At 65.5% G+C, this 23,512-nt stretch carries 22 protein-coding genes; 6 read left to right on the top strand and 16 right to left on the bottom strand.

Annotated features, from left to right (window positions below; all coding sequences use genetic code 11):
* Positions 1 to 262: 262 nt before the first annotated feature.
* The 10 genes from QMG52_RS14580 to rimP form a co-directional block, all read right to left on the bottom strand.
* Complete coding sequence (locus QMG52_RS14580; protein WP_283561118.1) at positions 263 to 1,411, bottom strand: GNAT family N-acetyltransferase; 1,149 nt, start codon at positions 1,409 to 1,411, stop codon at positions 263 to 265.
* Positions 1,408 to 1,842: a hypothetical protein gene (locus QMG52_RS14575; RefSeq protein WP_283561117.1), complete on the bottom strand. Its 435-nt coding sequence runs from the start codon at positions 1,840 to 1,842 to the stop codon at positions 1,408 to 1,410. The genes QMG52_RS14580 and QMG52_RS14575 overlap by 4 nt, the downstream gene beginning before the upstream one ends.
* Positions 1,843 to 1,844: 2 nt before the next feature.
* Positions 1,845 to 2,225: a hypothetical protein gene (locus QMG52_RS14570; RefSeq protein WP_283561116.1), complete on the bottom strand. Its 381-nt coding sequence runs from the start codon at positions 2,223 to 2,225 to the stop codon at positions 1,845 to 1,847.
* A gap of 9 nt (positions 2,226 to 2,234) precedes the next feature.
* A complete protein-coding gene (truB, locus tag QMG52_RS14565; protein WP_283561115.1) occupies positions 2,235 to 3,179 on the bottom strand; it encodes a tRNA pseudouridine(55) synthase TruB in 945 nt (314 codons plus the stop codon).
* Positions 3,180 to 3,287: 108 nt separating this feature from the next.
* Positions 3,288 to 4,889: an arylsulfotransferase family protein gene (locus QMG52_RS14560; RefSeq protein ID WP_283561114.1), complete on the bottom strand. Its 1,602-nt coding sequence runs from the start codon at positions 4,887 to 4,889 to the stop codon at positions 3,288 to 3,290.
* Positions 4,890 to 5,058: 169 nt separating this feature from the next.
* On the bottom strand, positions 5,059 to 5,514 hold the full coding sequence (gene rbfA / locus QMG52_RS14555) for a 30S ribosome-binding factor RbfA (protein ID WP_283561113.1): 456 nt from the start codon (positions 5,512 to 5,514) through the stop codon (positions 5,059 to 5,061).
* A gap of 85 nt (positions 5,515 to 5,599) precedes the next feature.
* On the bottom strand, positions 5,600 to 8,641 hold the full coding sequence (gene infB, locus QMG52_RS14550) for a translation initiation factor IF-2 (RefSeq protein WP_283561112.1): 3,042 nt from the start codon (positions 8,639 to 8,641) through the stop codon (positions 5,600 to 5,602).
* 194 nt (positions 8,642 to 8,835) lie between these two features.
* Positions 8,836 to 9,081, bottom strand: a complete 246-nt coding sequence (locus QMG52_RS14545) for a YlxR family protein (RefSeq protein WP_283561171.1) — start codon at positions 9,079 to 9,081, stop codon at positions 8,836 to 8,838.
* A gap of 250 nt (positions 9,082 to 9,331) precedes the next feature.
* Positions 9,332 to 10,312, bottom strand: coding sequence for a transcription termination factor NusA (nusA, locus tag QMG52_RS14540; RefSeq protein WP_283561111.1), 981 nt, complete (start codon positions 10,310 to 10,312; stop codon positions 9,332 to 9,334).
* 1 nt (position 10,313) lies between these two features.
* Positions 10,314 to 10,949, bottom strand: coding sequence for a ribosome maturation factor RimP (rimP, locus tag QMG52_RS14535; protein ID WP_283561110.1), 636 nt, complete (start codon positions 10,947 to 10,949; stop codon positions 10,314 to 10,316).
* Between the two features lie 138 nt (positions 10,950 to 11,087).
* On the opposite strand from rimP, the gene QMG52_RS14530 reads away from it, so the two are divergent.
* From QMG52_RS14530 to QMG52_RS14520, 3 genes are all read left to right on the top strand, one after another.
* Entirely contained in the window at positions 11,088 to 12,836 is a 1,749-nt protein-coding gene (locus tag QMG52_RS14530; RefSeq protein ID WP_283561109.1) for a DUF4439 domain-containing protein, read from the top strand.
* A gap of 204 nt (positions 12,837 to 13,040) precedes the next feature.
* Complete coding sequence (locus QMG52_RS14525) at positions 13,041 to 13,772, top strand: VIT1/CCC1 transporter family protein (RefSeq protein ID WP_283561108.1); 732 nt, start codon at positions 13,041 to 13,043, stop codon at positions 13,770 to 13,772.
* 54 nt (positions 13,773 to 13,826) lie between these two features.
* Positions 13,827 to 14,816, top strand: coding sequence for an aminoglycoside phosphotransferase family protein (locus QMG52_RS14520; RefSeq protein ID WP_283561107.1), 990 nt, complete (start codon positions 13,827 to 13,829; stop codon positions 14,814 to 14,816).
* Positions 14,817 to 14,836: 20 nt separating this feature from the next.
* Here the strand turns inward: QMG52_RS14520 and QMG52_RS14515 are convergent, their stop codons facing one another.
* Positions 14,837 to 15,640 carry a sulfite exporter TauE/SafE family protein gene (locus QMG52_RS14515; protein ID WP_283561106.1) on the bottom strand — a complete coding sequence of 268 codons (804 nt, stop codon included), beginning with the start codon at positions 15,638 to 15,640 and terminating at the stop codon, positions 14,837 to 14,839.
* A complete protein-coding gene (locus QMG52_RS14510; protein WP_283561105.1) occupies positions 15,637 to 17,436 on the bottom strand; it encodes a proline--tRNA ligase in 1,800 nt (599 codons plus the stop codon). Before QMG52_RS14510 ends, QMG52_RS14515 begins: the two co-directional genes overlap by 4 nt.
* 223 nt (positions 17,437 to 17,659) lie before the next feature.
* Here QMG52_RS14510 and QMG52_RS14505 point away from each other — a divergent pair, with 223 nt between their 5' ends.
* The 3 genes from QMG52_RS14505 to QMG52_RS14495 are packed head-to-tail and all read left to right on the top strand — an operon-like array spanning position 17,660 to position 19,787.
* Positions 17,660 to 18,436, top strand: a complete 777-nt coding sequence (locus tag QMG52_RS14505; protein WP_283561104.1) for an ABC transporter ATP-binding protein — start codon at positions 17,660 to 17,662, stop codon at positions 18,434 to 18,436.
* Positions 18,433 to 19,188, top strand: a complete 756-nt coding sequence (locus tag QMG52_RS14500) for an ABC transporter permease (RefSeq protein WP_283561103.1) — start codon at positions 18,433 to 18,435, stop codon at positions 19,186 to 19,188. The genes QMG52_RS14505 and QMG52_RS14500 overlap by 4 nt, the downstream gene beginning before the upstream one ends.
* Positions 19,185 to 19,787, top strand: a complete 603-nt coding sequence (locus QMG52_RS14495; protein ID WP_283561102.1) for a TetR/AcrR family transcriptional regulator — start codon at positions 19,185 to 19,187, stop codon at positions 19,785 to 19,787. Before QMG52_RS14500 ends, QMG52_RS14495 begins: the two co-directional genes overlap by 4 nt.
* A 194-nt stretch (positions 19,788 to 19,981) precedes the next feature.
* Here QMG52_RS14495 and QMG52_RS14490 read toward each other — a convergent pair whose 3' ends face one another.
* The 4 genes from QMG52_RS14490 to QMG52_RS14475 all read right to left on the bottom strand — a co-directional run bounded on the left by QMG52_RS14490 (position 19,982) and on the right by QMG52_RS14475 (position 23,206).
* The gene (locus tag QMG52_RS14490; protein WP_283561101.1) at positions 19,982 to 20,638 is read right to left on the bottom strand and encodes a PadR family transcriptional regulator; all 657 of its coding nucleotides are present in this window, start codon (positions 20,636 to 20,638) and stop codon (positions 19,982 to 19,984) included.
* A gap of 2 nt (positions 20,639 to 20,640) precedes the next feature.
* Positions 20,641 to 22,707 (bottom strand): oxidoreductase, encoded by a 2,067-nt coding sequence (locus QMG52_RS14485; protein ID WP_283561100.1) that lies wholly within the window; start codon positions 22,705 to 22,707, stop codon positions 20,641 to 20,643.
* A gap of 77 nt (positions 22,708 to 22,784) precedes the next feature.
* Positions 22,785 to 22,922, bottom strand: a complete 138-nt coding sequence (locus QMG52_RS14480) for a hypothetical protein (RefSeq protein ID WP_283561099.1) — start codon at positions 22,920 to 22,922, stop codon at positions 22,785 to 22,787.
* Complete coding sequence (locus QMG52_RS14475; RefSeq protein WP_283561170.1) at positions 22,919 to 23,206, bottom strand: TMEM175 family protein; 288 nt, start codon at positions 23,204 to 23,206, stop codon at positions 22,919 to 22,921. The genes QMG52_RS14480 and QMG52_RS14475 overlap by 4 nt, the downstream gene beginning before the upstream one ends.
* Between the last annotated feature and the right edge of the window lie 306 nt (positions 23,207 to 23,512).

Below are 23,512 nucleotides of genomic sequence, written 5' to 3'. Positions count from 1 at the left end.
TTGCCGCGCGCGGGCGCCCGGCGTCGTTACTGACCGACCCGCTTGGGGGCCGAAAACCTCTCTAAGGTTACCCGCATGCGGGGCCGGTCCCGCCCGGGCGCCCGCTGCCCGGACCATCGACGCCGCAGGTCCGGCACCAGTGCCGCGGTGGGCGCATGCCGCCACTGACGGGGGGGGGTAACGGGGGCGTGCCGCCACCGCAGAAGGCGCGTGCCGCCCCCGCACGGGCACTCGGCGCGGTGGTTGACCGGCAGGCCCGCGGCTACGGCGCCACCGCACCGTCCCACGGAGTCCTCGGGTGCCGCTGATCCGCGGCGGCCAGGGTGAGGATCCAGGCGTCTGCGGGTGTTCCACGGTCGTCGGTGAAGCCGCGCAGCTGCGCTTCCAGCTGGAACCCCAGTTTCCAGGCCAGTTTGCGGCTCGCCCAGTTCGGCACCAGCGCGCGCCAGTAGAGGTACTGGAGATTCAGACCGGTGAAGGCGTAGTCGATCAACAGCCGCGCTGCCCCCTCGGCCGCTCCGCTGCCCCGAGCCTGCGAAGCCATGTTGATGCCGAGCTCGGCCGTACCTGGCCGGAAGCCGTGCAGGTCGATGGTGCCCAGCAGTGTGTCCATGCCCGTGTCGGTAACCGCGAAGGTGTGCGTCTCCCCGCTGGCCCAGCCCCGCGGTACAACATCGTGGATAAAGGTCAGTGCATCGGCTAGACCATAGTCCAAGGGCACCGTAGTCCAGCGGATCGCCTCCGGATCCCGGCAATTCGCGACAAGCTGCTCCTCATCCGAGCTCCGGAGCGACCGCAGTGTCACAAAAGCGTCGGTGAGTACCGGCACGACCGCTGCCGGGGCCGGAAATTCCGGAAGACGGCCTCGCCCGGAACCGTGGTCCTGTGCCGTCAGCGTGAAAATCCACCCGTCCGCAGGCTGGCCGCCGGCGCTGCCATACCCCCGAACGGTGCCTTCCAGCGTGAATCCAGCGCGCTCGGCCAGACGTCTGCTCGCCATGTTGCCGACGCCGGCGTGCCAGTGCAGGACGTCCAGGCCCAGTGTGTCGAAGGCGTAGCCGGTGATCAGCCGGACCGCGTACAGCGCCAGGCCCCTGCCTCGAGCCGACGGAGCGAGCTTGATGCCCAGTGCGGCGCTGCCGTCACGCACATTATGCAGCGCCGTTGTCCCGGCGAACGCGCCGCTGCTCTCGGCAACGGCGAAACGCAGGGTATGGCCACTGGCCCAATTCTCCGGGATGATTCCGGTGATCGCGGCCAAGGCCTGCGCAGTGGTCATTTCCGGATCCGAATTGGCCCAGCGGACATTGTCCGCATCCCGGTTCAGTGCCGCATAGTCGCCGGCATCGGCGGTCCGGAACGCGCGCAGCCGTACGACGCCGTCGTCAAGCTCGGGAACGCCCGCACTCATGCGGTTTGCGCCGGTGCCCGGTGACGGTACAGCCAGATCAGGCCCAGAATGGGCAACAACAGCGGAACAAATCCGTAGCCGCGGCCGAACAGGCTCCAGACGGTCTCCTGTGGGAACACCCGGGCATCAAAGAGACTCAGTGCTCCCACGACCAGCACCCCGAGCAGTTCCACACCAACCGCCACCGCGGCCGCACGGAACCAGAATGCCCCCTTTTTGGCCAGCGAAACGGTGGCAGCAATGTAGACCAGGCCGGCAAAGGCGGAGAGCAGGTAGGCCACCGGCGCTTCGGAGAACTTGCTCGCGATCTGGAAGCCGGCACGTGCGCTGGCGGCAAGTGCGAAAATACCGTAGACGGCGATCAAGAGCCGGCCCGCACCGGTTGACTTGCTGTCCTGCGTCCTGGGCGCCGGAGTGCTGTTAATGGTCATAGCTATGTCCCTAGCGCTAGTGTTGCCATGCCGTACCAAATCTGCGCCATTCGGGCCATCATCACCACGATGGTCAGTCCCACCGCCGCCAGCACGTAATTACTCCAAAAGGCGCGGTCCAGAATGGCCCAATAGAATCCCGCGACCGGCAACGAAATGGCCGTAATCAGGTAGGCCCAGAATTCCCATGCCGCCCCGGCTGGCTGCACGCCGGTGGCGGTCCTGACGATTGAGGCCACCAGATAGCTCAGCAGAAACAGTTCAACCGCCACCACGGACAGCAGCGTTACATCGTTGGGCCCCTTCTTCAGCAACGCGGCCACCACACAAATTAACGAGGAGATGAGCCCGACCACGAGCGAAGCAATAAACCAGCCGTCCACTGTCACGCCTTAGGCTCCCAGATCAGGGCTGAAAACGAGGACGGGCCTGGCATAGCTTCCGGCGTCCGCCAGCAGGGCCACCAGAGCGCCGTCCGGCCCAAACGCGGCGGCGGGCTTCTCCGCGGTGTGGGGTCCGTCCCCGCTGCACACAATCCGCCGGCCGAAGGAGAGCTCGGAAGCTTCCTCGTCGGTCAGTTCACGCACCGGCATCAGTGCCCGGGCGGCCCCGGCCAGGTCAAGGATCTGCACCTCGCCCCCTGACTGCACACCGTCCTCGAGCTGTTCCAGAGTCCTGGCCTGGTCGACGGAATAGGGTCCCACGCGGGTGCGGCGCAGCGCGGTAAGATGGCCCCCGACCCCCAACCCGGCGCCAAGATCCCGGGCCAGCGCCCGGATGTAGGTTCCCGACGAGCACTCTACCGTGACGTCAAGATCGGTCAACTGCCCGCCGTCTCCGGTCCCGGCAACTGGCGCTGCCGGGACCCTGCGGATGCCATTTATTTCAAAGGTGTGGACCGTAACCGGACGGGACGCCAGGATCACTTCTTCGCCGGAGCGGACCCGGGCATAGGCGCGCTCGCCATTGACCTTGATGGCGCTGACGCTGCTGGGAACCTGCGAAATTTCCCCGGTCAGTGCCCCGACCGAGGCGCGGATAGCCGCATCGGTGAGCGCCGCCGTCGTCCTTGTGGCGGTGACCTCGCCCTCGGCGTCGTCCGTCACGGTACTGCGGCCAAGCCGAATCGTGGCCTCGTAGGTTTTGCCGGTCCCGACGATGTACGTCAGCAGACGGGTGGCCTTGTTGATACCGACAACCAGCACGCCGGTGGCCATCGGATCCAGGGTTCCGGCATGGCCGACCTTGCGGGTTCCGGTCAGGCGCCGCAGCCGGGCGACGACGTCGTGGCTGGTGAAGCCGGGCGGTTTATCCACGATGATCAGTCCAGAATGCACGCTCTCCAGTATATGTGGAGCCCCTGGGAAGTCCTGCCCGAGGCGGCTGGCGCCTGTGCTGGACGGTCAGTGCTGGACGGTCAGTGCTGGACGGTCAGTGCTGGACGGTCAGTGCTGGACGGTCAGCACGTTCGAGGTGGCCAACACCGAACCGTCCCGGTGCAGCGCCTGAACCGCGACCTTGGCCGCCACTGCCACCGCCGCGGACGTTTCAAATCCGCGGCGCGGCACGGTCCCCGCCTCGGTAAGCGATTCCTTGCTGGACCCGGTCATAAACCGCCACGCCGCGGTTTCCGTGGCACCGTTCCAGCTGGCGTAGACCTGCATCGTGGAGCCGTTGCCGGTTAGAACAGCGGCATCGGGAAGCGTGGTCGGGCTTGCTGTCCAGGGGCAGCGGTAGGTCCGGTAGGACGCATTGCCCAAGCCAGTGGTTTCGAACAATGCCCTGCCATCCGGGGTGAATTCGGTGGCGGCGGGGTCCGATCCCCAACCAACGAGGACATGCCCGTCGTCGAGAATCTGGACATTTCCCTGCGAATTGCCACGATGGCCGGCATGGCTGAACTCCTGTTGCAGTGACACCGTCCGCGCCGCTTCGTTGACGCTGAGCAGCAACCCGCGCGAGGCGCCGGTATTCCCGGCGGAATAGTGGTTGTCGAAAAGGCTAATCAGGGTGCCGGACCGGTGCCGGGCGTCGTGCTGCCAGGCGAATGCTGCGTCCGAGGCCACCGCGAAGTCGCTGAGCTTCCCGCCCAACCGCCAACGGATGGCCCCGTCCGCGCGGTTGAGCAGATAGAGCGTGTGCGTGTGCCGTGAGGAGACGAGCAAGGCATCGCCTGCGTCATCGACAGAATTGAGATGGAACGGATCGAACGCCCTGGCTTCGGTGGAACCATCGGCGCTGGCGTTGTCGTCCGCCGGCAACTTGTAGGTATCCGCAATATCGATATGGTCGGCGGCGCTCCAGTCGAAAAGCATCTCGCCGGATCTGACGTTGATTTCCTGGACATGACAGTCGTAGATGAACCCCTTGGTCGGACCGCCGACGGGCCGCAGATCATGGGGAACCGTCGGGTACGAGATCATCAGCGCGGTGCCGGCCGCGGTGAGGCTGAATTCGTGCAGGTCCGCTTTCAACCCGTTGCCGGCATTGACTTGGGCGACCATCGTGTAGCTTGTGTCCAGAATGGTGCCGGTGCCCTGCCCATGTCCGCCGATTCCGGTCCCGGTCCAATACGTCAGCACCGGCCGGCCCTCGAACGTTTGAACCCGCAGGTCGGTCACGCCGGCGCCGGTCGGCTCCATCCACACAGGTTCGGCATGGCTGTCCAAAATCAGACCATTGGAGCCGTGTCCCATCGGACCGGCAAAAATCAGCCCGGCGGCGGTCGGCGAAGTGGCCCAGCTTGTGACCCGCGGGGTGGTCAGGTGTGTACTGACGAAGGTCCGGTCCGGCAGCGCGGGCGGCGCTGCGGCAACAGAGCTGGACGACGCCGACGGCCTGGGACCCGCCGATGCGCCAGGATGCGCGGCGGTGCGAGTCAAAGCGCCGGAGATCGCATCGTGGCTGGCATAGGTGGCAGCAGCAACCGCTCCCACCCCGGCCAGCCCGGCGCCGATCAGGAACCCGCGGCGGCTGAGAGCTCCCCGCACCCAGGTCCTTCGGTCGACGCCGCGGTTGGCTTCGTCCTCATCCTGGATAGGTTCCATATTCAATAATATGGACCGGGATCTGCAGGTCACCGGCACGTACGCTGATACTCTGCTGTGAGCCCTCAGCATCCCCACGGGTCGGATTTCACAGCGGCAGTCGTGCTTTTAACGCGGAAGCCCGCCGGCACGCACCCTGTCAGGCGGTGCGGGCGGGGCCTGCGCCGGTTTATTCCTCGTCGTCGTCCCGCTGGTCCAGATCGGATTCGTCATCCTTCTTGTACGGATCCGCGTCCCCGGCGAAGGCAGCACCCTGGGCGATCGCGGCGACTTCAGCATCGCGTGCCTTGGCCGTCCGAAGCAGATCCTCCAGGTGGCTGGCGTTAACCGGAATTTCGTCCGCCACAAATTCCAGCGTGGGAGTCAGCCGGACCGTAACGTTCCGGCCCACTTCCTGCCGAAGCACGCCGCGGGCCTTTTCCAGCCCCACCTTCGCATCGGTCTGCGCGGTTTCGTCGCCGAGCACCGTGTAGTAGACCGTCGCATGCTGAAGGTCATTGGTCACCCGGGCATCGGTCACCGTGATGCCCTCGACCCGGGGATCCTTGACCCGCTTGCGCAGCCCCTCGGCGATAATAACCTTTATCCGTTGCGCCAACTTAGCAGCGCGTGCCGAATCGGCCATAAAACTACTCCTCAATAAGGTGAGGTGCGCAAAATGGGGGTGATTTGGCTTTGCGGCCCCATTTTGCGCACCTCAGATGTCGGTGTTAGGCGCGCGGCTTCTCGCGCATCTCGAACGTCTCGATGATGTCCTCGGCCTGCAGGTCGTTGAATGACCCGAGTCCGATACCGCACTCGAAACCATCCCGGACCTCGGTCGCGTCGTCCTTGAAACGCTTGAGCGAATCGACGGTGAGGTTTTCCCCAATAACCTTGCCGGCGCGCAGCACTCGTGCCTTGGAGTTCCGACGAATGCTACCGGATCGAACGATGGAACCGGCGATGTTTCCGAACTTGGACGAACGGAAGATCTCGCGGATCTCCGCCGTACCAAGCTGGACTTCCTCGTACTCCGGCTTGAGCATGCCCTTCAGCGCCAGCTCAATGTCATCGATCGCGCCATAGATGACCGAGTAGAAGCGCATGTCAACGCCTTCACGGTCCGCAAGATCGGCAACACGCTCTGCCGGTTTGACGTTGAAGCCGATGATGATCGCATTGTCCACGGTGGCCAGGTTGACGTCGTTCTGCGTGATGGCACCAACGCCGCGGTGGATAACCCGCAGCTGGACACCCTCACCGACGTCGATCTTGAGCAGCGAATCCTCCAGCGCCTCAACGGCACCGGACACGTCCCCCTTGAGGATGAGGTTGAGCGTGTCAACCTTGCCCGCTGCGACTGCCTGATCGAAGTCTTCAAGGCTGATGCGCTTGCGGCGCTTGGCCAGGGCAGCGTTACGGTCCGCCGCTTCACGCTTCTCGGCGATCTGACGAGCCGTACGCTCATCCCCGGTAACGAAGAACGTGTCACCTGCACGCGGAACATTGGACAGACCCAGTACCTGTACCGGGCGCGACGGGCCCGCCTCCGTGATGATTCCGCCGTCCTCATCGAACATGGCCCGCACACGGCCGTGCGCCGTACCGGCCACGATCGTATCGCCGACGTGCAGCGTTCCGGACTGGACCAGCACCGTGGCTACGGCACCCCGGCCCTTGTCCAGGTTCGCTTCGATCGCGATACCGCGGGCGTCCTTGTTCGGATTGGCACGCATGTCCAAAGCCGCATCCGCCGTCAGCAGGACCGCTTCGAGCAGCTCGTTGATGTTCAGGTTCTGGCGGGCCGAGACGTCGACGAACATGGTGTCGCCGCCGTATTCCTCAGGAACCAGACCGTATTCGGTCAGCTGCCCACGGATTTTCTCCGGGTTGGCGCCTTCCTTATCGATCTTGTTAACCGCGACGACGATCGGCACGTTTGCTGCCTGGGCGTGATTGAGCGCTTCGACCGTCTGCGGCATGACGCCGTCGTCGGCTGCGACCACCAGGATAGCGATATCGGTGACCTTGGCACCACGGGCACGCATAGCGGTGAACGCTTCGTGGCCCGGAGTATCAATGAACGTGATACGGCGATCGGTGCCCTCGTGCTCGTGCTCAATCTGGTAGGCACCGATGTGCTGGGTGATGCCACCGTGCTCATCGGCCACAACGTCCGAGTTGCGGATGGCATCCAACAGACGCGTCTTACCATGGTCGACGTGGCCCATGACGGTGACGACCGGCGGCCGCACCTCGAGGTCCTCGTCACCCTCGGCCTCAAGTTCGGCCTCGAAGTCGATGTCGAAGTTGCTGAGCAGCTCGCGCTCCTCGTCCTCCGGCGATACGACCTGGAGCTTGTAGCCCAACTCGGTGCCGAGCAGGGCAAAGGTGTCCTCGTCGAGCGACTGGGTCGCGGTAGCCATCTCACCGAGGTGGAAGAGTACCGTCACCAGCGCTGCCGGGTTCGCCTCGATCTTGTCGGCGAAGTCCGTAATCGAGGAGCCTCGGCGCAGACGAACAATCGTGTTGCCGTCGCCGCGGGGTACGCTCACGCCACCCAGCGACGGAGCACTCATCTGCTCCAGTTCCTGCCGCTTCGCCCGCTTCGACTTGCGCTGCTTGCCGCGTCCGGCGCCTCCCTTACCGAAGGCGCCCTGGGTCCCGCCGCGTCCACGGCCGCCCTTGCCGAAACCGCCGCCGGCCGGTGCTCCGGTGCCACCTCCGGCACCCGGCGCACCAGTTCCCGGTGCACCCGGACGTCCACGGCCGGCTCCGCCGGGGCGATCGTTGCCGCGGCCCGGTGCTGCCGGACGCTCGGTGCGGTTAGGCATCATGCCCGGAGTGGGGCGCGCGCCGCCGGGGCCCGAACCGCCAGGACGCGGTGCCCCCGGACGAGGTCCGCCAGCACCAGCCGCGGGACGGGGTCCGCCTGCGCCGGCTGGGGGCCTTGTCCCTGCATGAGCGCCGCCTGTTCCAGCCTCAGCGGAGCGGGGTCCGCCCGTACGCGGCATGCCCTGGGACGGAGCAAAAGGATTGTTTCCCGGACGGGGGCCGGCGGCGCCGGGACGCGCGCTCCGCTCGCCCTCACCACGGTCGGGACGTGAACCGGATCGGGGCATGCCCTGCGACGGCGCGAACGGGTTGTTGCCTGGACGCGGGCCGCCGGGGCGCCCTGCCGTCGCAGGACGCGACGGGGCCGGTGCAGGAGCCGGGCGTGCTCCCGGCTTGGCCGCAGTGGACGATGCTGCAGCCGCTGCTGCCGGAGCCCTCTGAGCTACGGGAGCCGGAGCTACGGGAGCGGTAGCCGCCGGAGCGGTCTGGGCTACGGGAGCGGTAGCCGCCGGAGCGGTCTGGGCTACGGGAGCGGTAGCCGCCGGAGCCGTCTGGGCTACGGGAGCCGTAGCCGCAGGAGCTGAAGGTGCTGCCGCCGGAGCCGGAGCCACGGGAGCTGCCGGAGCCGGAGCTGAGGACGCGGGGCCGGCCGGAGCCGGCGTTGTCCTAGCGGAAGGAGCCGGAGCGGCTGCCGGAACCGGAGTTGCCTGAGCGGCCGGAGCCGGAGCAGCGGCCGGGGCAGTTGAGGAGCCGTTGGAAGTCCCGGCACCGGAAGGTGCAGCGGGGAATGCGTCGCGAAGCTTCTTCACGACGGGCGCCTCGATGGTGGAGGAGGCAGAGCGAACAAACTCGCCCAGTTCCTGAAGCTTGGTGACAGCTTCCTTCGAGGTAATGCCGAGCTCTTTTGCAAGCTCGTGTACGCGGGCCTTGGCCACATTTCTCCTGTCTCGGCCCGCACCGGACAGGTACGAGCCTTTAATTCTTAATTCGACGCTCCATGGCGGAACGTACGGTTTCAGAGCATAAAAATACGCTCATCGTTTGGCACTCATCGCTGGGTACTCATCGGGTTTCCATCAGTTTTCTGACCCGCTTCCAGGTTGGACATTTGTTCAGTTCGGTCATAGTGCTACCCTCCGGTCAGTCCTGCGATGTGGCTTAGGACGGACGAGTTGTCGGCGACACCCGGCAGGGCGCGGCCGATGGCACGTCGTTTGAGAGCCAGCTCAAGGCATTCCCGGGTGGGGTGCAACCAGGCACCCCGACCGGATAGACGATGGTGAGGATCGGCTACCGCACTGATCACACCGTCGGCAGTCATTCCACGCACCATCCGCAACAACCGTGACTGGGCATCACGACGGCGGCAACCCACACAGGTGCGCAACGGTACCGCAGGCGCTTGAAACACTGTTTCCGCTTCAAACACTTCTGTTGCCTCAGGTGGGAGTCGACGGTCGCTGGACCCGGTCTATTACATTCTAGCGCGTCGGGAACGGCGTGCCTAAACGCTGCCCGAGCCTGAGGCGCCATTTATGACGGCGTTTACCGTCCGCGACGCCGGAATTTCCAGCTCACTGCCGGGGAACGGCGTCATTGTGGCCACAGTCCGCATCACGGGAGAATTAACCGGCTGCGGGAACCGCCGCATCCGAGATGATGTCGATCCGCCAGCCGGTCAGCTTGGCAGCCAAGCGGGCGTTCTGCCCTTCCTTGCCGATGGCCAGCGACAGCTGGTAATCGGGGACGACTACGCGTGCGGACCGGGCATCCGCATCGGTGATCGTAACGGAAATCACCTTTGATGGAGACAGCGAGTGGGCAATGAAAGTGGCGGGATCGTCACTGAAATCAACGATGTCGATCTTCTCGTCGTTGAGCTCGGTCATCACCGCGCGCACGCGGGACCCCATCTCGCCGATGCATGCTCCCTTGGCGTTGATGCCCGGCTGGTGCGCCATGACCGCGATCTTGGTGCGGTGCCCGGCCTCCCTGGCCAGCGCGACGATCTCCACGGACTTGTCCGCAATTTCCGGCACTTCCAGTTCGAACAGTTTCCGGACCAGGCCCGGGTGCGAGCGGGAGAGCGTGATCGAGGGACCTTTGAGCCCGCGGTGCACATCGATGACGTATGCCCGGACGCGGTTCCCGTGTTTGTACTGCTCGCCGGGGACCTGCTCCGTGGGAGGCAGCAGAGCCTCCACCGAGCCCAGGTTCACCTGAATCATCTTCGGGTTGTGTCCCTGCTGGATCTGCCCGGAAACGAGTTCGCCTTCCTTGCCGCGGAATTCGCCCAGGACGTTGTCATCCTCGACATCGCGAAGCCGCTGCAGGATGATCTGGCGTGCCGTACTGGCCGCGATCCGGCCAAATCCGGCGGGCGTGTCGTCGAACTCACCAATCGCGGCGCCATCTTCGTCAAGCTCTGCGGCCCAAATGGTTACATGCCCGTTCTTGCGATCCAGCTCCGCCCTGGCCGTCGCCACCGCTCCTGGCGATTTATGATAAGCCACCAGCAGTGCCTGTTCGATCGTCGGGATCAGCAGATCCAGGGGGATCTCGCGCTCACGCTCCAACAACCTCAGCGCGCTCATATCGATATCCATGTCAGCTATCCTCTCCGTCGACCGCGCCTGCGGCCGGATCAAAATTCTCGTTCAGCCCGGCATCCTCGGACACACCTTCATCCGCGTGACTGAATTCAACTTCAACCGTGCCGCGGCGAATTCGGCCGAAACTGATGCGTTCGGGTTCACCCTGCTTGGGTTTCATGCCCTTCTTAACCGGCAGCTCTGGGCGGATCGTGACGCCGTCATCGTCGACCGCCAGCAGCCGTCCGGTCAGGTTCTCCCCCTGCATCACGTTGATCCTGACCATCCGACCACGAGCGCGGCGCCAGTGCCGGGGCTCCGTCAACGGACGGCTCACACCGGGCGACGAGACTTCCAGATCGAACGGGCGGCCGTCGTCGTGGGGGTCCGCGTCCAGCACATCGGAGAGCTCACGGGAAATTTCCGCAATGATATCCAGACCAACGCCGCCGCTGAGGTCCTGTTCAAGGTCGACGACGACGCTGACGGTACGGTGGGCGCCGGCCAGGTGGACGCTGACGTCTTCAAGGTAGAGTCGGTGAGCCTTAACGGCGGGGTTCAGCAGGCGAAATAACCGCTTGGCTTCCGTAGCCGTGGCAAGAGTTGTGTCGTGAGGCGCATTATGAGCGGTGGGCCGATCCGGCTGGGTCATGAGTTTGCCGCCTCCCGTTAGATGATGTTGTAGCCCATATCCTACCGAGTTTCGAGCCGATCGGGTGAACCGGCACCGGCCGTTGCACGCCCTTCCAGCGGGCGTTCGAGCGCGTTGTGTGCGCGCGGAGCAAGCGGCGTGAGATCATCAGTCATTGTGAATGACTCCTGCTCCGCCAGCGACGACGGCGACCGCCGGCGAGGCACCAATTTGTCCGGAACCGCGCGCGGTATCCGCCGCACGGAACCCCATAGGGCGACCACGCCTGCCACCCCTCCGGCAGAGTTTTTTACCGCAGCCGATGTGGAAGCCGGCAGCGCGGCAGGGACCGATGCGACGCCTCGGTCCGTGCCGGATCCGGCGGCATACGTCCGTGGGACAGCCGCCGCGGAGACCAACATCACCCCGGCTGCCGTTGCATCATCCGGGCCGGATCATGAAACGACTACCTCGCCGGAGCCCGGAGCGGACCTTGCGGCCAAAGCAGCCGGAGAGCCGGAGCCCGGAGCGGACCCTGCGGCCAAAGCAGCCGGAGAGCCGGAGCCCGCACCTCACCCGGGACCGGAGCCCGCGGCGGTGCCCGGGACTCCAGGCCCCACCGGTGCCGCGCACGCAGGCACCGGAATCGACGCCCTAAGCCGGCAAGCGGCGTCGGGGTCAGAACACGGCCTGGGCCCGTCCGGAAGCGGCCGGGGGCGCGGTACCGTGCGCGCGGGGGCCGGTGTCGTTCGCCGGCTGCTGCTTCTCCTGGTGGCCGCCGCCCTGGTCCTAAGTCTGGGAACTGTAGTTGCCAGCATGAGGGAGCCGGAACCTGCCGGGCCATCCGCTACCGAGCTCGCCCGACAGGATGCCCTATCCAGTGCCAGCGTTCTCGCGGGTTCGGTGGCCGCTCTGCAGGCTGCGGCACCCGCGCCCGCCATTGCCGCGCAGCTCCAGGCCGCCGACACGATGCTGCATGGCTACATGACTGCGCTGTCCGTTCCCGGGTCCGGCATACCGACCGAGGGAGCGGCATCTGCTTCCGGCTCCGCGGGCCGGGCAACGGAACCGGCAGGCATCGGAGAACTGATCGACGGCCTGGCAGCGAACAGCACCGCGTCCCTAACCGCCGCCGGGACGGCAGACGGGACCGTGGCCCGGGTGCTGGCGTCCGGCGGGGCCGCCACCCTGATGCAGGCCCGGGCCTTAGCCGCTGCCGCCGCGCTGCCGGTACCGAATTCCCCGTACCTCGCCTCCGGCAGCGTTTCTCCCGGCTCCGCCGCCGGAACAAACGGTGCGTCCAACGGTGCGTCCAACGGTGCGTCCGGCTCCCCATCCGGCGGCTCGGCGGCGTCAGGTCTGGCCGCCGCCTCGTCCGTTCCATGCGCGGGTCAGCGGTCACCGGCCGCGGGGATCAATGACGGACAGGCGCTTTTGGCGGCCACGACCGCGGAGCAGAAGGCCATCTATGCCTACCAGGTTGCCGGCACCCGGCTGACGGATCCGGCGTCCAGCTTGGCCGTCAGGATTCTGTCCGCGCACGAGGCGTCGCTGCGCGCTTTGCAGGATCTGCTCGCTGCCAAGTGCCTTGCAGTGCCTGCGGTGGAGCCCGGGTATGCTCTGGCTCCTGGATTCACCGCCCAGCCGGCGGCCGCTTTGGCGGGGTTGGAGGATCAGCTCGGACTTCTCTACGGGGAACTCATTGCGCTCAGCGGCCCGACTGACACAAGCCCTCCTGCCGCTATCCGGTCCGTGGCCATCACTGGCCTGATTAACACGGCGCAGCACCGGTTGCTCTGGGCAGCGCCCGACCGGCCCCTGCCCGGGCTTGACCTTCCCGCCGACGACGGCAGCACGGGCACGGGCGCCCCAGGCTCGGCAGCACCCTCGGCCGCCAGCGTGGGGTGACCAACGGAAAACCACGGATATCACGGGTCACAACGGATCACCACGGATCGCTAAGGAAGCTCCGCGAGAGTCACACCGGTGCCGGCCGATCTGCGGCACCTTCCGGAAGTCCGCATTGGCCCCCAGTGCACGGAGCTCCGGATAGGTCGTCAGGGCACCCTTTCCTTGCTGGCGGTACCGGGACTCACGTGGTTTGCTGATGGAATGAGCGAAGCGCCGGAACTCTCCGTACACAACAATGAACCGCATCGAGGAGACGTTGCCCAGCGGCTGAATTGGCTGCGCGCCGGGGTGCTCGGCGCCAACGACGGCATCGTTTCCGTGGCCGCCATCGTCGTCGGAGTCGCCGGTGTCACGACCAGCACGGGGCCGATCCTGACTGCGGGCATGGCCGGACTGGTGGGCGGTGCCGTATCCATGGCGCTGGGGGAATATGTTTCCGTCAGCAGCCAAAGTGACAGCCAACGCGACCTCATCGCGAAGGAACGCCGGGAGTTGGCGGAGGAACCCGAGGAGGAGCTCGCCGAGCTCGCCTCCATGTATCAGGCCAAGGGCCTCAGCGCCGGCACAGCCCAACAGGTTGCTGAGGAACTAACGGCCCACGACGCGCTGGCGGCGCATCTGTCCGTCGAGCTGAACATCAACGCGGAAGACGTCGTCAGCCCGTGGCATGCAGCCCTGGCCTCCGGAATATCATTCACCATCGGCGCCATCCTCCCGTTGCTCGCCATACTGCTGCCGCCGGAGGCCTGGCGGGTGCCTGTCACCTTCGTAGCCGTGCTTGTTGCCCTGGGGGCGACCGGTTGGCTTGGTGCCAACATCGGCGGCGGCTCGCGCCCGCGCGCTGCGGTGCGTGTCGTCGTCGGCGGTGCCTTGGCTCTGGCAGCAACCTACCTGATCGGGAATCTGCTCGGCGCCAGCGGGGTCGTCGGCTAATCCTTCCCGCCGCCAGCGGCCACAGAACGGCCGTGCGGCAGTAGGCTATGGATTGTGGCCGCCGTCGTACCGATCCCCGCCGACCTGCAAAGGCGTTACGGAAACAGCAGCGCCCGGCGTGCGTGGCTGGCCAGCGTCCCCGTACTGATTGAAAACTCCTTGCAGCGCTGGAATCTCGTAGTGGACCTGCCCGCGGGACGGGAACCCTGGAACGGCGGAACCGGCATCGTGGTCCCGGTCAGGGCCGGGGACGGGACAAGGGCAGTTCTGAAGGTTGCGTATCCTTCCGAGGAGACCCGGCTGGAGCCGCTGGCGCTGCGGCTTTGGAGCGGACACGGGGCCGTGCGGTTGCTGGAAGACGATCCCGCGGACTGTGCCATGGTCCTGGAGCGACTGGACGCCGGACGTTCCCTGCAGGGCGTTGACATCGATCCAGCCATTGAGGTCTGGGGCCGCATTGTCCGGCAGCTTTCCGTGCCTCAGGACGCTCAGCCCGGCTGGCCCGAGCTCCCCCACATCGCAGATACGGCCGAACGCTGGAGCGACGATCTCCCGGCCGACTGGGACGAACTGGGCCGTCCTTTCGAGCGCTGGCTGCTGGAGGCCGCTCTGGAGGTCTGCCAGACACGGGGGGCAGTGGGCAGGCGGTCATCGCGCGACGTTCTGGTGCATTCCGATCTGCACTTCATGAACATCCTCGGCAGGCCTTCGGATGAAAGCTATGCCGCCATCGATCCGCAGCCCACCGTGGGTGAGGCCGAATTCGCGGTGGCACCGTGCCTGTGGAACCGGATTCCGGACCTGTCCCGGGCAGATCCGCAGGCGGCGCTGCGCGAACGCTGCGCGGATCTGTGTGCTGCCGCCGGGCTGGACTACGAAGTCGCCCGACAATGGACCATTGCGCGCGAGGTGGACAACGCGCTGTGGTATTTTTCCGGAGGCGCCCACCAGGGAGACGCGGTGCGCTCCCTCTGGGTGGCCAGCACGCTGGCCGGAAAAACGCTCGCCGGGCTGCCTGCCGCGCATGAGCTCAAGACCCTGTAGACCGGTTCCGACAGGTGGTCCTAGCCGTTATGGGCAAGGTTTTCATTCCATACGTCATAGCCCAGCTTAATAATCAGGGCACCCACCACGACCAGGAAGACAACCCGGATGAAGCCGCTGCCCTGCTTCACCGCTGTCCTGGCCCCCAAATAGCCGCCGGCCATGTTTGCCGCTCCCAGCAGCAGGCCCACGCCCCACAACAGCGAACCATGCGGGAGGAAGAACAGCAGGGCTCCGGCGTTGGTGGCCATGTTGACGATCTTGGCCTTCGCGCTGGCCTCCAAAAACGCATAGCCCATCAGGGTCACCAGGGCGATGATCAGGAATGAACCGGTGCCGGGGCCAATTAGTCCGTCGTAAAAACCGATCACGGCGCCAATGACGCCCGCGAGTACATAGTGCCGATGCCCGGTATGCCTCAGCGCGGTCAGCTCGCCCACATTCGGCTTAAGCGCGGTGAAGATGGCCACCGCAATCAGCGCCGCTACGATGATGGGTTTGAACACGGACTGCGGCAAGTTGGCGGCCAGCACCGCCCCGCCGAAGCTCCCACCCAAGGCCACCACCGCCATCGGGATGGCCGTCTTGAGGTCCGGGCCCACCCGCCGGTAATACGTGACAGCGCTGGTGGTGGTCCCGAAGATGGAGCCCATTTTGTTCGTCGCCAGCGCCTGCACGGGGGTTATCCCCGGAATCATCAGCATGACGGGAAGCTGGATCAGGCCGCCGCCCCCGACGACGGCGTCAACCCAGCCGGCGGCGAAGCCGGCCACGACCACCACAATGATCGTGGCCAGCTGGATGTTCTCAAATCCAGAGATCAACGCCGCGCCGCGTCAAGCACATACTGGACCGCCGCACCGACGGCTACGTTGTCCGCCACACCTGTAGCGCGGTTTTTTATTTCGACGACGCCGTCCACCAGTCCGCGGCCCACAGCCAGAATCGTGGGGACGCCGATCAGCTCGGCATCGCCGAACTTCACGCCCGGCGAGACCTTCGGACGATCATCGTAGATGACCTCCAGCCCCGCTGCTTCCAGCTCTTCGGCCAAGGTCTGCGCGGCGGCAAAGATTTCCTCTCCCCGCCCGACGGCCACCACGTGGACGTCCGCCGGCGCGACCGACCTCGGCCAGACGAGGCCCTTGTCGTCGTGGTTCGATTCGGCCAGCGCTGCCACGGCCCGCGTCACGCCCACGCCGTAGGATCCCATCGTGACCACGGCGAGCTTGCCGTTGCGGTCCAACACCCTCAGGTCCAGCGCCTGCGCGTATTTCCGGCCCAATTGGAAAATATGCCCCATCTCTATCCCACGCGCAGCCTCCAGCGGCCCGGAGCCATCTGGAGCCTCGTCGCCCGCGCGGACCTCCACCGCCTCGATGGTGCCATCCCAACCGAAGTCCCGGCCGGCCACCAACCCGAACACGTGCTTTCCGGCCTCATTGGCACCGGTGATCCAGGACGTTCCCGCGGCGACGCGGGGGTCCACCAGGTACAGCAGTTTGGTGGTCCCTTCGGCGCCCAGCACCGCAGCGTCCAGGCTCAGTCCCGGCCCGATGTAGCCCTTGACCAGCAGGGCATGTTTTTTGAGATCTTCTTCGCCGGCGGCCTCGACGCCGATCTCACCCGCGGTGGGAAGGTATACCCCGATGTTGGCCTCGATGCGCTTCAGGTCCACCGCCCGGTCACCGGGCAGGCCGACGACGACGAGCTGCCGTTCTCCGGTGGGCAGGTCGACGGCCAGCACGACGTTTTTCAGCGTGTCCGCCGCGGTCCATGGTCCGGAATAGCGCGGGGCAATGGCATTGGCGGCATCCACCAGGGTCGCGATGGTGGGCGTCTGCGGTGTATCGCGCACCACGGCGGCAGGGGCGCCGCTGAAATCGATGTCCCTCGGAGCAACGGTGGTAACCGCTTCAACGTTGGCCGCGTAGCCGCCGGCCGAACGCACAAAGGTATCCTCACCGATAGCGGTCGGATGCAGGAACTCTTCGCTCTTGGACCCGCCCATGGCACCGGCTGTGGCCGCGACCGGAACAATGTCCAGGCCTAGCCGTTCGAAGATCCGCAGGTAGGCACTCCGGTGGGCCTGATAGCTTGCTTCCAGGCCGTCGTCGTCAATGTCGAAGGAATACGAATCCTTCATGATGAACTCCCGCCCGCGCAGCAGACCCGCCCGCGGACGCGCCTCATCGCGGTACTTGTTCTGGATCTGGTAAATGCTCAGCGGCAGATCCTTGTAGGAGCTGTACAGATCCTTGACCAGCAGAGTGAACATTTCTTCATGCGTAGGCGCCAGCAGGTAATCGGCACCCTTACGGTCTTTCAGCCGGAAAATGCCGTCACCATATTCGGTCCACCGATTGGTGACCTCGTAGGGCTCCTTGGGCAGCAACGCCGGGAAATGCACCTCCTGCGCGCCGATGGACGCCATTTCCTCGCGGATGATCTCCTCCACCTTGCGCAGCACGCGCAGACCAAGCGGCAGCCACGTGTAGATGCCGGGGGCAGCACGGCGGATGTAGCCGGCACGCAGGAGCAGCTTGTGGCTGGCCACCTCGGCTTCGGCGGGGTCCTCGCGCAACGTGCGAAGGAACAGGGTAGAAAGGCGAAGGACCACGGGGGATTCCGTTTCTTGAGCAGTTGGGGCCTGACAAAGTTACAAAGGCCTGTACTAATCTACCGTCCGGGGCACCGTGAGGCACTTTGACGCCGCCGTCCACGATGAACGGCCGCCGCAGAGGTGTCCCGGATTGATCAGGATGCTGGACAGACGCGTTCCGCAGGCCTAGCTTTAATTCATCGCCTGATGAATTAGCCCGGAATGCCTTTTGGAGGCCGCCATGTCCCACCTTGCCCTCCCCCATGACAATGCCCCGTCGGCGCCATCGGTCCCCGGCGTGGAAGTCCGCGGGTTGTCTGTGCGGCGGGCGAAAGCCACCGTCCTGGCCGGGCTCAACTTCAGCATCCCCTCCGGCCGCATCACCGGGCTGCTGGGCCCCTCGGGCAGCGGGAAAACCACGCTGATGCGGGCCATCGTCGGCGTCCAGCGCATCACGTCGGGAACAGTCCGGGTGATGGACAAGGACGCCGGCGACCCGGAGCTGCGGCGTGACGTCGGCTACGTGACCCAGGCGCCAAGTGTCTACCGTGATCTCAGCGTCGAGGACAATGTCCGCTACTTCGGCGCCATGCACCGCCGCAACCGCGCCCAAGTGAGGGAGGCGATCGACGCCGTCGGGTTGACTGACCTCGCACGAGGCCGGACGGCGGACCTGTCCGGCGGACAGTTCAGCCGGGTTTCGCTGGCGTGTGCACTGGTCTCCACGCCCCGGCTGCTGATTCTGGATGAACCGACCGTCGGGCTGGATCCGGTGCTGCGGGCAGAGCTTTGGGAGCGTTTCGCCCGGCTCGCCGCGGGCGGCACCACACTGATCATTTCCAGCCATGTCATGGAGGAAGCAAGCCACTGCGACACCTTACTGCTGTTGCGTGACGGCAAGCTGCTGGCCCAGCTCACACCGGACGAACTGCGCTCCCGTGGCGCATCGGATGATCTTGAACTGGCTTTCCTGCATCTGATCCGGGCGGACATCGCAGCCCAGGGCGGCGCGGCATGAACCCGCGGATGATGGGCGCCACCGCTGCCCGCGTGCTCCGTCAGCTCCGCGGTGACCCGCGCAGCATCGCCCTGATTCTGGTGGTTCCCGCCGTGCTGTTGACGTTTGTCTATTACTTGTTCGAAAACGAAACAATGCCGCCCGGCATCCCGCGCACCTTCGACCGGGTGGGGTTGATGATGCTGGCCATTTTCCCCTTCGTGGTGATGTTCCTGGTGACCTCCATCACTATGCTGCGCGAGCGCACGTCGGGCACTCTGGAACGCCTGCTGACGACGCCTATCCACAAGGCGGACCTGCTTTTCGGCTACGCACTGGCGTTCTCCATGATGGCGGCGCTGCAATCTCTGGTGGCCACCGCCGTCGCCTATTGGGTGTTTGGTCTGGACATCAAGGGCAATCCCGGTCTGGTCGTCCTGGTGGCCGTGCTGAACTCCGTGCTCGGCGTGGCCCTGGGGTTGCTCTGCTCGGCGTTTGCCAGGACGGAATTCCAGGCCGTTCAATTCATGCCGGTGGTGGTCATTCCCCAGATTCTGCTCTGCGGACTGTTCGTGGCGCGGGATCAAATGAACAGCGTGTTGGAGGCCGTTTCGAATGTGCTCCCGTTGAGTTATTCCGTGGACGCGCTGCAGGAAATCGCAGGGCACTCCACGTCCACGGCGGCCATGTGGGCGGATGTGCTGGTGATGATCGGGTTCGTCCTGGCGGTGCTTTTGCTGGCATCACCGACGCTGCGCAGACAGACGCCATGAGCGCCGGCCTGCCACGGCGGGGGCGGCGGAGCGGCACCGAAAACACGCGCGCAGTGATCCTTTCCAGCGCCCGGAAGCTGTTCGCCGAGCTCGGATACGATGCGACCAGCCTGCGCGGAATCGCCCGTGATGCCGGGGTCGATTCCGCGATGGTGCATCACTATTTTCAGGACAAGGATGGACTCTTTGCCGCCTGCATTGAACTCCCCGCAGATCCGCGCACGGTCCTGGCCGGCGTCGCTCACACCGCGCCGGAAGTCCGCGGGGAAGCCCTTCTGCACGCTGTCCTTGGCCTCTGGGACTCACCCGCGCAACCTGCCTTGATTGCGCTGATGCGCGGAGCCGTGAGCTCCTCATCCCGGGCCGCCCTGCTGCGCGAAGTCCTGATCAAACGAATTGTCGCACTGCTGTTGGCCGATTTGCCCGGCGATGCCGCTGCGCATCGGTTGCGCGGATCCCTCGTGGCGAGTCAGCTGATCGGCCTGATGATCAGCCGCTACTTCCTGAAGCTGGAACCGCTGGCCACCGCGGATCATGACGACGTCGTCGCCCTGTTGGGTCCTACCGTCCAGCGCTACCTCACCGCTCCCCTGCCGTAGCTCACGTTCGTTGTCGGGGAACGGCGCATGCGGACGGCGGCTTGTCGGAACGACGACAAATCGCCCCGCTCATTCGGCTCATCGAGCGGCTGCTCATCGTAGGCGGCGTAGCCGCGTCCACCTCGTCGTCGCGGTGGCGAACGAGCAACGCAACGAGAGGCGCGTCGATGAAAAACGGCCCCATCGCGGGCATTTCAGAAGTCGGGGGAAGGGTGCAGGGCGTTCAGGGTGTCATCTGCCCAGCTGAGCCAGGCCGTCTCGAAGCTGATGCCAGCCTGCAGGACCGCGCGTTGCAGGGCCGCGTCGGGTCCACCATCAGGTCCGACGCTAAGTCCACCGCTGGGCCCCACGCCTGGTCCGCAGCTGCGTCCGTCCGGGGCGGCTGTGGACTCCCGGTGCGGTGGAAACGTCGTAAAATCATGGGCTTCTACCGCCTGATATAGGGACAGCTGTTGTTGATGCAGCCCCCGGTGCCGTGCCAGTTCCGCGCGCAGGCTTCCATCCCGCACGGTTCCATCGTGCGTCATTCCTGCCTGCAATACGGCCGCCGCCCGAAGCCTTACCAGCAGGGCGTCCCGGACAGGCTGCGGATCCTGCTGCAGCCCGGTCCAGCGCTGAAGCTCCGCCGCTCCAGCCGGGAGGACCGCGTAATCGCGTTTTCGCCCCCTGGTAGCTTCACGCGCAGCGGACCGGATCAGACCACGCTCCTCCAGCCGCGCCAGCTCGCGATAGATCTGCTGATGGGTGGCCTGCCAGAAGTAGCCAATCGACTTGTCGAAGCGCCGTGCCAGCTCGGCCCCTGAGCCGGGTCTTTCCAGCAGGGACGTGAGAATTGCATGCGGAAGCGACATGGTTAGAGGACGGCTGCCAGCCGGGTGCCCTGGCTGATCGCACGTTTGGCGTCGAGTTCCGCGGCCACGTCGGCCCCGCCGATCAGGTGCACCGAAGCACGGCTCCCGGCCTGCCCTGCCGGTCCTCCCTGCGCGGAGAGTGCCGCTAGTTCTGCCAACTCCACCTGCAGTTCCCGGCGCGGATCCTGCCCGGTGCACACAATCACCGTATCCACGGCGAGAACCTGCATGGCGCCGTCGATGCTCAGGTGCAGTCCGTCGTCGTCAATCCGGTGATACGTCACGCCGGGAATCATCGTCACGCGCCTGGCCTTCAGCTCGGTCCGGTGGATCCAGCCGGTCGTTTTGCCGAGCCCTGCACCGATTTTTCCGGCCTTGCGCTGCAGCAGGTAGACCTCGCGGGCCGTCGATGGGCGCTGGGCCGGCCGGATCCCGCCACGATCGGCGTAGTCCGGATCGATGCCCCATTCGCGGTAAAACTTCTCCGGGACCAAGGTGGCGCTCTCGCCGTCGGCCGTAATGTACTCCGCCACATCGAAGCCGATGCCGCCAGCGCCGAGAATTGCGACCCTGGCCCCGACCACCTTCCCGTCCCGGACCACTTCCGGATAGGTCAACACACTGGGATGGTCCAGCCCCTTGATCTGAGGCATTCGCGGTGTGACCCCGGTGGCCAAAACGATCTCATCGAAGCCGCCGGCTGCCAGCTCGACGGCCCCGACTCGCGTGTTCAACCGGACCTCCACCCCGAGCAGCTGGAGCTGGCGGCCGAAGTAGCGGATGGTTTCATAAAACTCCTCCTTGCCGGGAATCCGCTTGGCAATGTTGAACTGGCCGCCGATCTCGCCGTCCGCCTCAAACAGCGTCACCGCATGACCGCGCTCGGCCGCCGTTGCCGCAAAGCTCAGACCTGCGGGGCCGGCGCCGACAACGGCGATCCGCTTAGCCGACGGCGCCGGGGTGACAACGATCTCCGTCTCGTGGCAGGCCCGGGGGTTGACCAGGCAGGAGCTGGTCTTGCCAACGAAGGTGTGATCCAGGCAGGCCTGGTTGCAGGCAATACAGGTATTGATTTCATCCGCGGCCCCACGGGAGGCCTTCAGGACAAAAGCCGGGTCGGCCAGCAGCGGCCTGGCCATCGACACCATGTCCGCAAATCCGTTGGCCAGCAGCTCCTCGGCCACCTCCGGTGTATTGATCCGATTAGTGGTGACCAGCGGGATGGACACCGAGCCCATCAGTTTCTTGGTCACCCAGGCAAAACCGGCCCGGGGCACGGACGTGGCCACCGTGGGGATGCGCGCCTCATGCCAGCCGATTCCGGTATTGATCATGGTGGCACCCGCCGCCTCTATCGCCTGCGCGAGTGTGGTCACCTCCGCGAGCGTGGACCCGCCCTCCACCAGATCCAGCATGGACAGCCGGTAAATGATGATGAAATCCGGGCCCACCCGTTCGCGGGTGCGGCGCACAATTTCCAGCGGGAAACGAATCCGGTTTTCGTACGGACCTCCCCAGGCGTCGTGGCGTTCGTTGGTGCGCGAGACGATGAACTCATTGATCAGGTAGCCTTCTGAACCCATGATTTCCACGCCGTCATAGCCGGCCTGCTGGGCCAGTGCTGCGGCGTTCACGAAGTCCTCGATGGTCTGCTCCACCTCCTGGGAGGAAAGTGGACGCGGAACCAGCGGGCTGATCGGCGCCTGCACGGCGCTCGGGGCCACCGGTTCCGGTTGCGCCGAATACCGTCCGAAATGCAGCAGTTGCAGCGCGATCCTGCCGCCATTGGCGTGTACGGCCTCGGTGACAAGCCGGTGTTGCTCCGCCTCGGCCTCGGTGCTCAGCTTCGCTCCGCCGGCGGCCGGGCGCCCCTGCTCGTTAGGGGAAATGCCGCCGGTGACCATTAAGGCGACGCCGCCGCGGGCCCGCTCGGCATAAAACGCCGCCATCCGTTCAAAGCCGTGGGGCAGCTCCTCCAACCCCACGTGCATGGAACCCATCAGCACCCGGTTCGGCAAGGTCATGAAACCCAGATCCAGCGGCTTCATCAAATGAGGATAGTTCGTCACGGATGCAACTCCTTAAGGCAACTAGTTGCATAAAGACTACGGCAGCCCCGGAGCGGGGACCAGCCGCCGGTCAACCGCTAGTGTGGCCGCTGAAGTTCCTGCAGGAGACGTTCAAGCGGTCGGCCCACAGCCAGCAGCAGCAGCGACCACAAAACGATTCCCCGGATTGTCACCGCGACGGCAAAAGCCAGAATCAGCAGGATCGTGGTGATCACGTAGGGCCGCAACGACGGGGCCGCTGATTGCCGGGTGCATGCAGGTCCGCAGAGCGGACCACAATGACCTGCTGCAGCAAGATGGCTGCGCTGGTGAAGACCAAAGTTCCGATATACACCGCGTACGTGGCCAGGTCACGCCGATCGCCCGAGCCCAGCAGCTCGGTGGGAAACGGCAGGAACACGATGGTCAGCAGCCAGAGCAGATTCGCCCACAGCAACGGGACGTTGTAGTCAATCACCTGTTCATACAGCCGGTGGTGCACGAGCCAAAAGTTTCCGATCCCGGCGAAACGCCCTCCGGGACGCGGTGCCGCCGTTGCTCGTCAAAGCCACGCATGGCTTCGGCAAGGTCCTCACTGGGCAAAAAGGCGCAGTTCCAGGCAGCCACGTAGTCCAATCCGGCTTGTACTTCCCGGCCGTGGCCGAAATTGAGGACTTCCTTCACGCCCTGCACAGCCAGTGGTGGGTTGGCTGCAACGGCCGCCGCCAACTCGCGCCCCCGCCAATGCACCAGCCATCCACCGCGGCAATCACCGGCTTGACGATTTCTGCACCGATGCCACGGCCTGCTGCAGCCTTCCGATTGT

Origin of the sequence: Paenarthrobacter sp. PH39-S1, from assembly GCF_030063245.1 — a bacterium.
Lineage (GTDB): Bacteria > Actinomycetota > Actinomycetes > Actinomycetales > Micrococcaceae > Arthrobacter_M.
Note: the sequence above shows the minus strand (reverse complement) of the source record. Positions and strands in the feature narration are given on the sequence as shown.

Bases quoted from the DNA above. Each gene is read 5' to 3' on its own strand.
- QMG52_RS14575 (WP_283561117.1), bottom strand. From the start codon at position 1,842: ATGACCATTAACAGCACTCCGGCGCCCAGGACGCAGGACAGCAAGTCA.
- rimP (WP_283561110.1), bottom strand. From the start codon at position 10,949: ATGACCCAGCCGGATCGGCCCACCGCTCATAATGCGCCTCACGACACA.
- QMG52_RS14495 (WP_283561102.1), top strand. From the start codon at position 19,185: ATGAGCGCCGGCCTGCCACGGCGGGGGCGGCGGAGCGGCACCGAAAAC.
- QMG52_RS14560 (WP_283561114.1), bottom strand. From the start codon at position 4,889: ATGGAACCTATCCAGGATGAGGACGAAGCCAACCGCGGCGTCGACCGA.
- QMG52_RS14580 (WP_283561118.1), bottom strand. From the start codon at position 1,411: ATGAGTGCGGGCGTTCCCGAGCTTGACGACGGCGTCGTACGGCTGCGC.
- QMG52_RS14525 (WP_283561108.1), top strand. From the start codon at position 13,041: ATGAGCGAAGCGCCGGAACTCTCCGTACACAACAATGAACCGCATCGA.
- QMG52_RS14490 (WP_283561101.1), bottom strand. From the start codon at position 20,638: ATGTCGCTTCCGCATGCAATTCTCACGTCCCTGCTGGAAAGACCCGGC.
- QMG52_RS14500 (WP_283561103.1), top strand. From the start codon at position 18,433: ATGAACCCGCGGATGATGGGCGCCACCGCTGCCCGCGTGCTCCGTCAG.
- nusA (WP_283561111.1), bottom strand. From the start codon at position 10,312: ATGGATATCGATATGAGCGCGCTGAGGTTGTTGGAGCGTGAGCGCGAG.
- rbfA (WP_283561113.1), bottom strand. From the start codon at position 5,514: ATGGCCGATTCGGCACGCGCTGCTAAGTTGGCGCAACGGATAAAGGTT.
- QMG52_RS14505 (WP_283561104.1), top strand. From the start codon at position 17,660: ATGTCCCACCTTGCCCTCCCCCATGACAATGCCCCGTCGGCGCCATCG.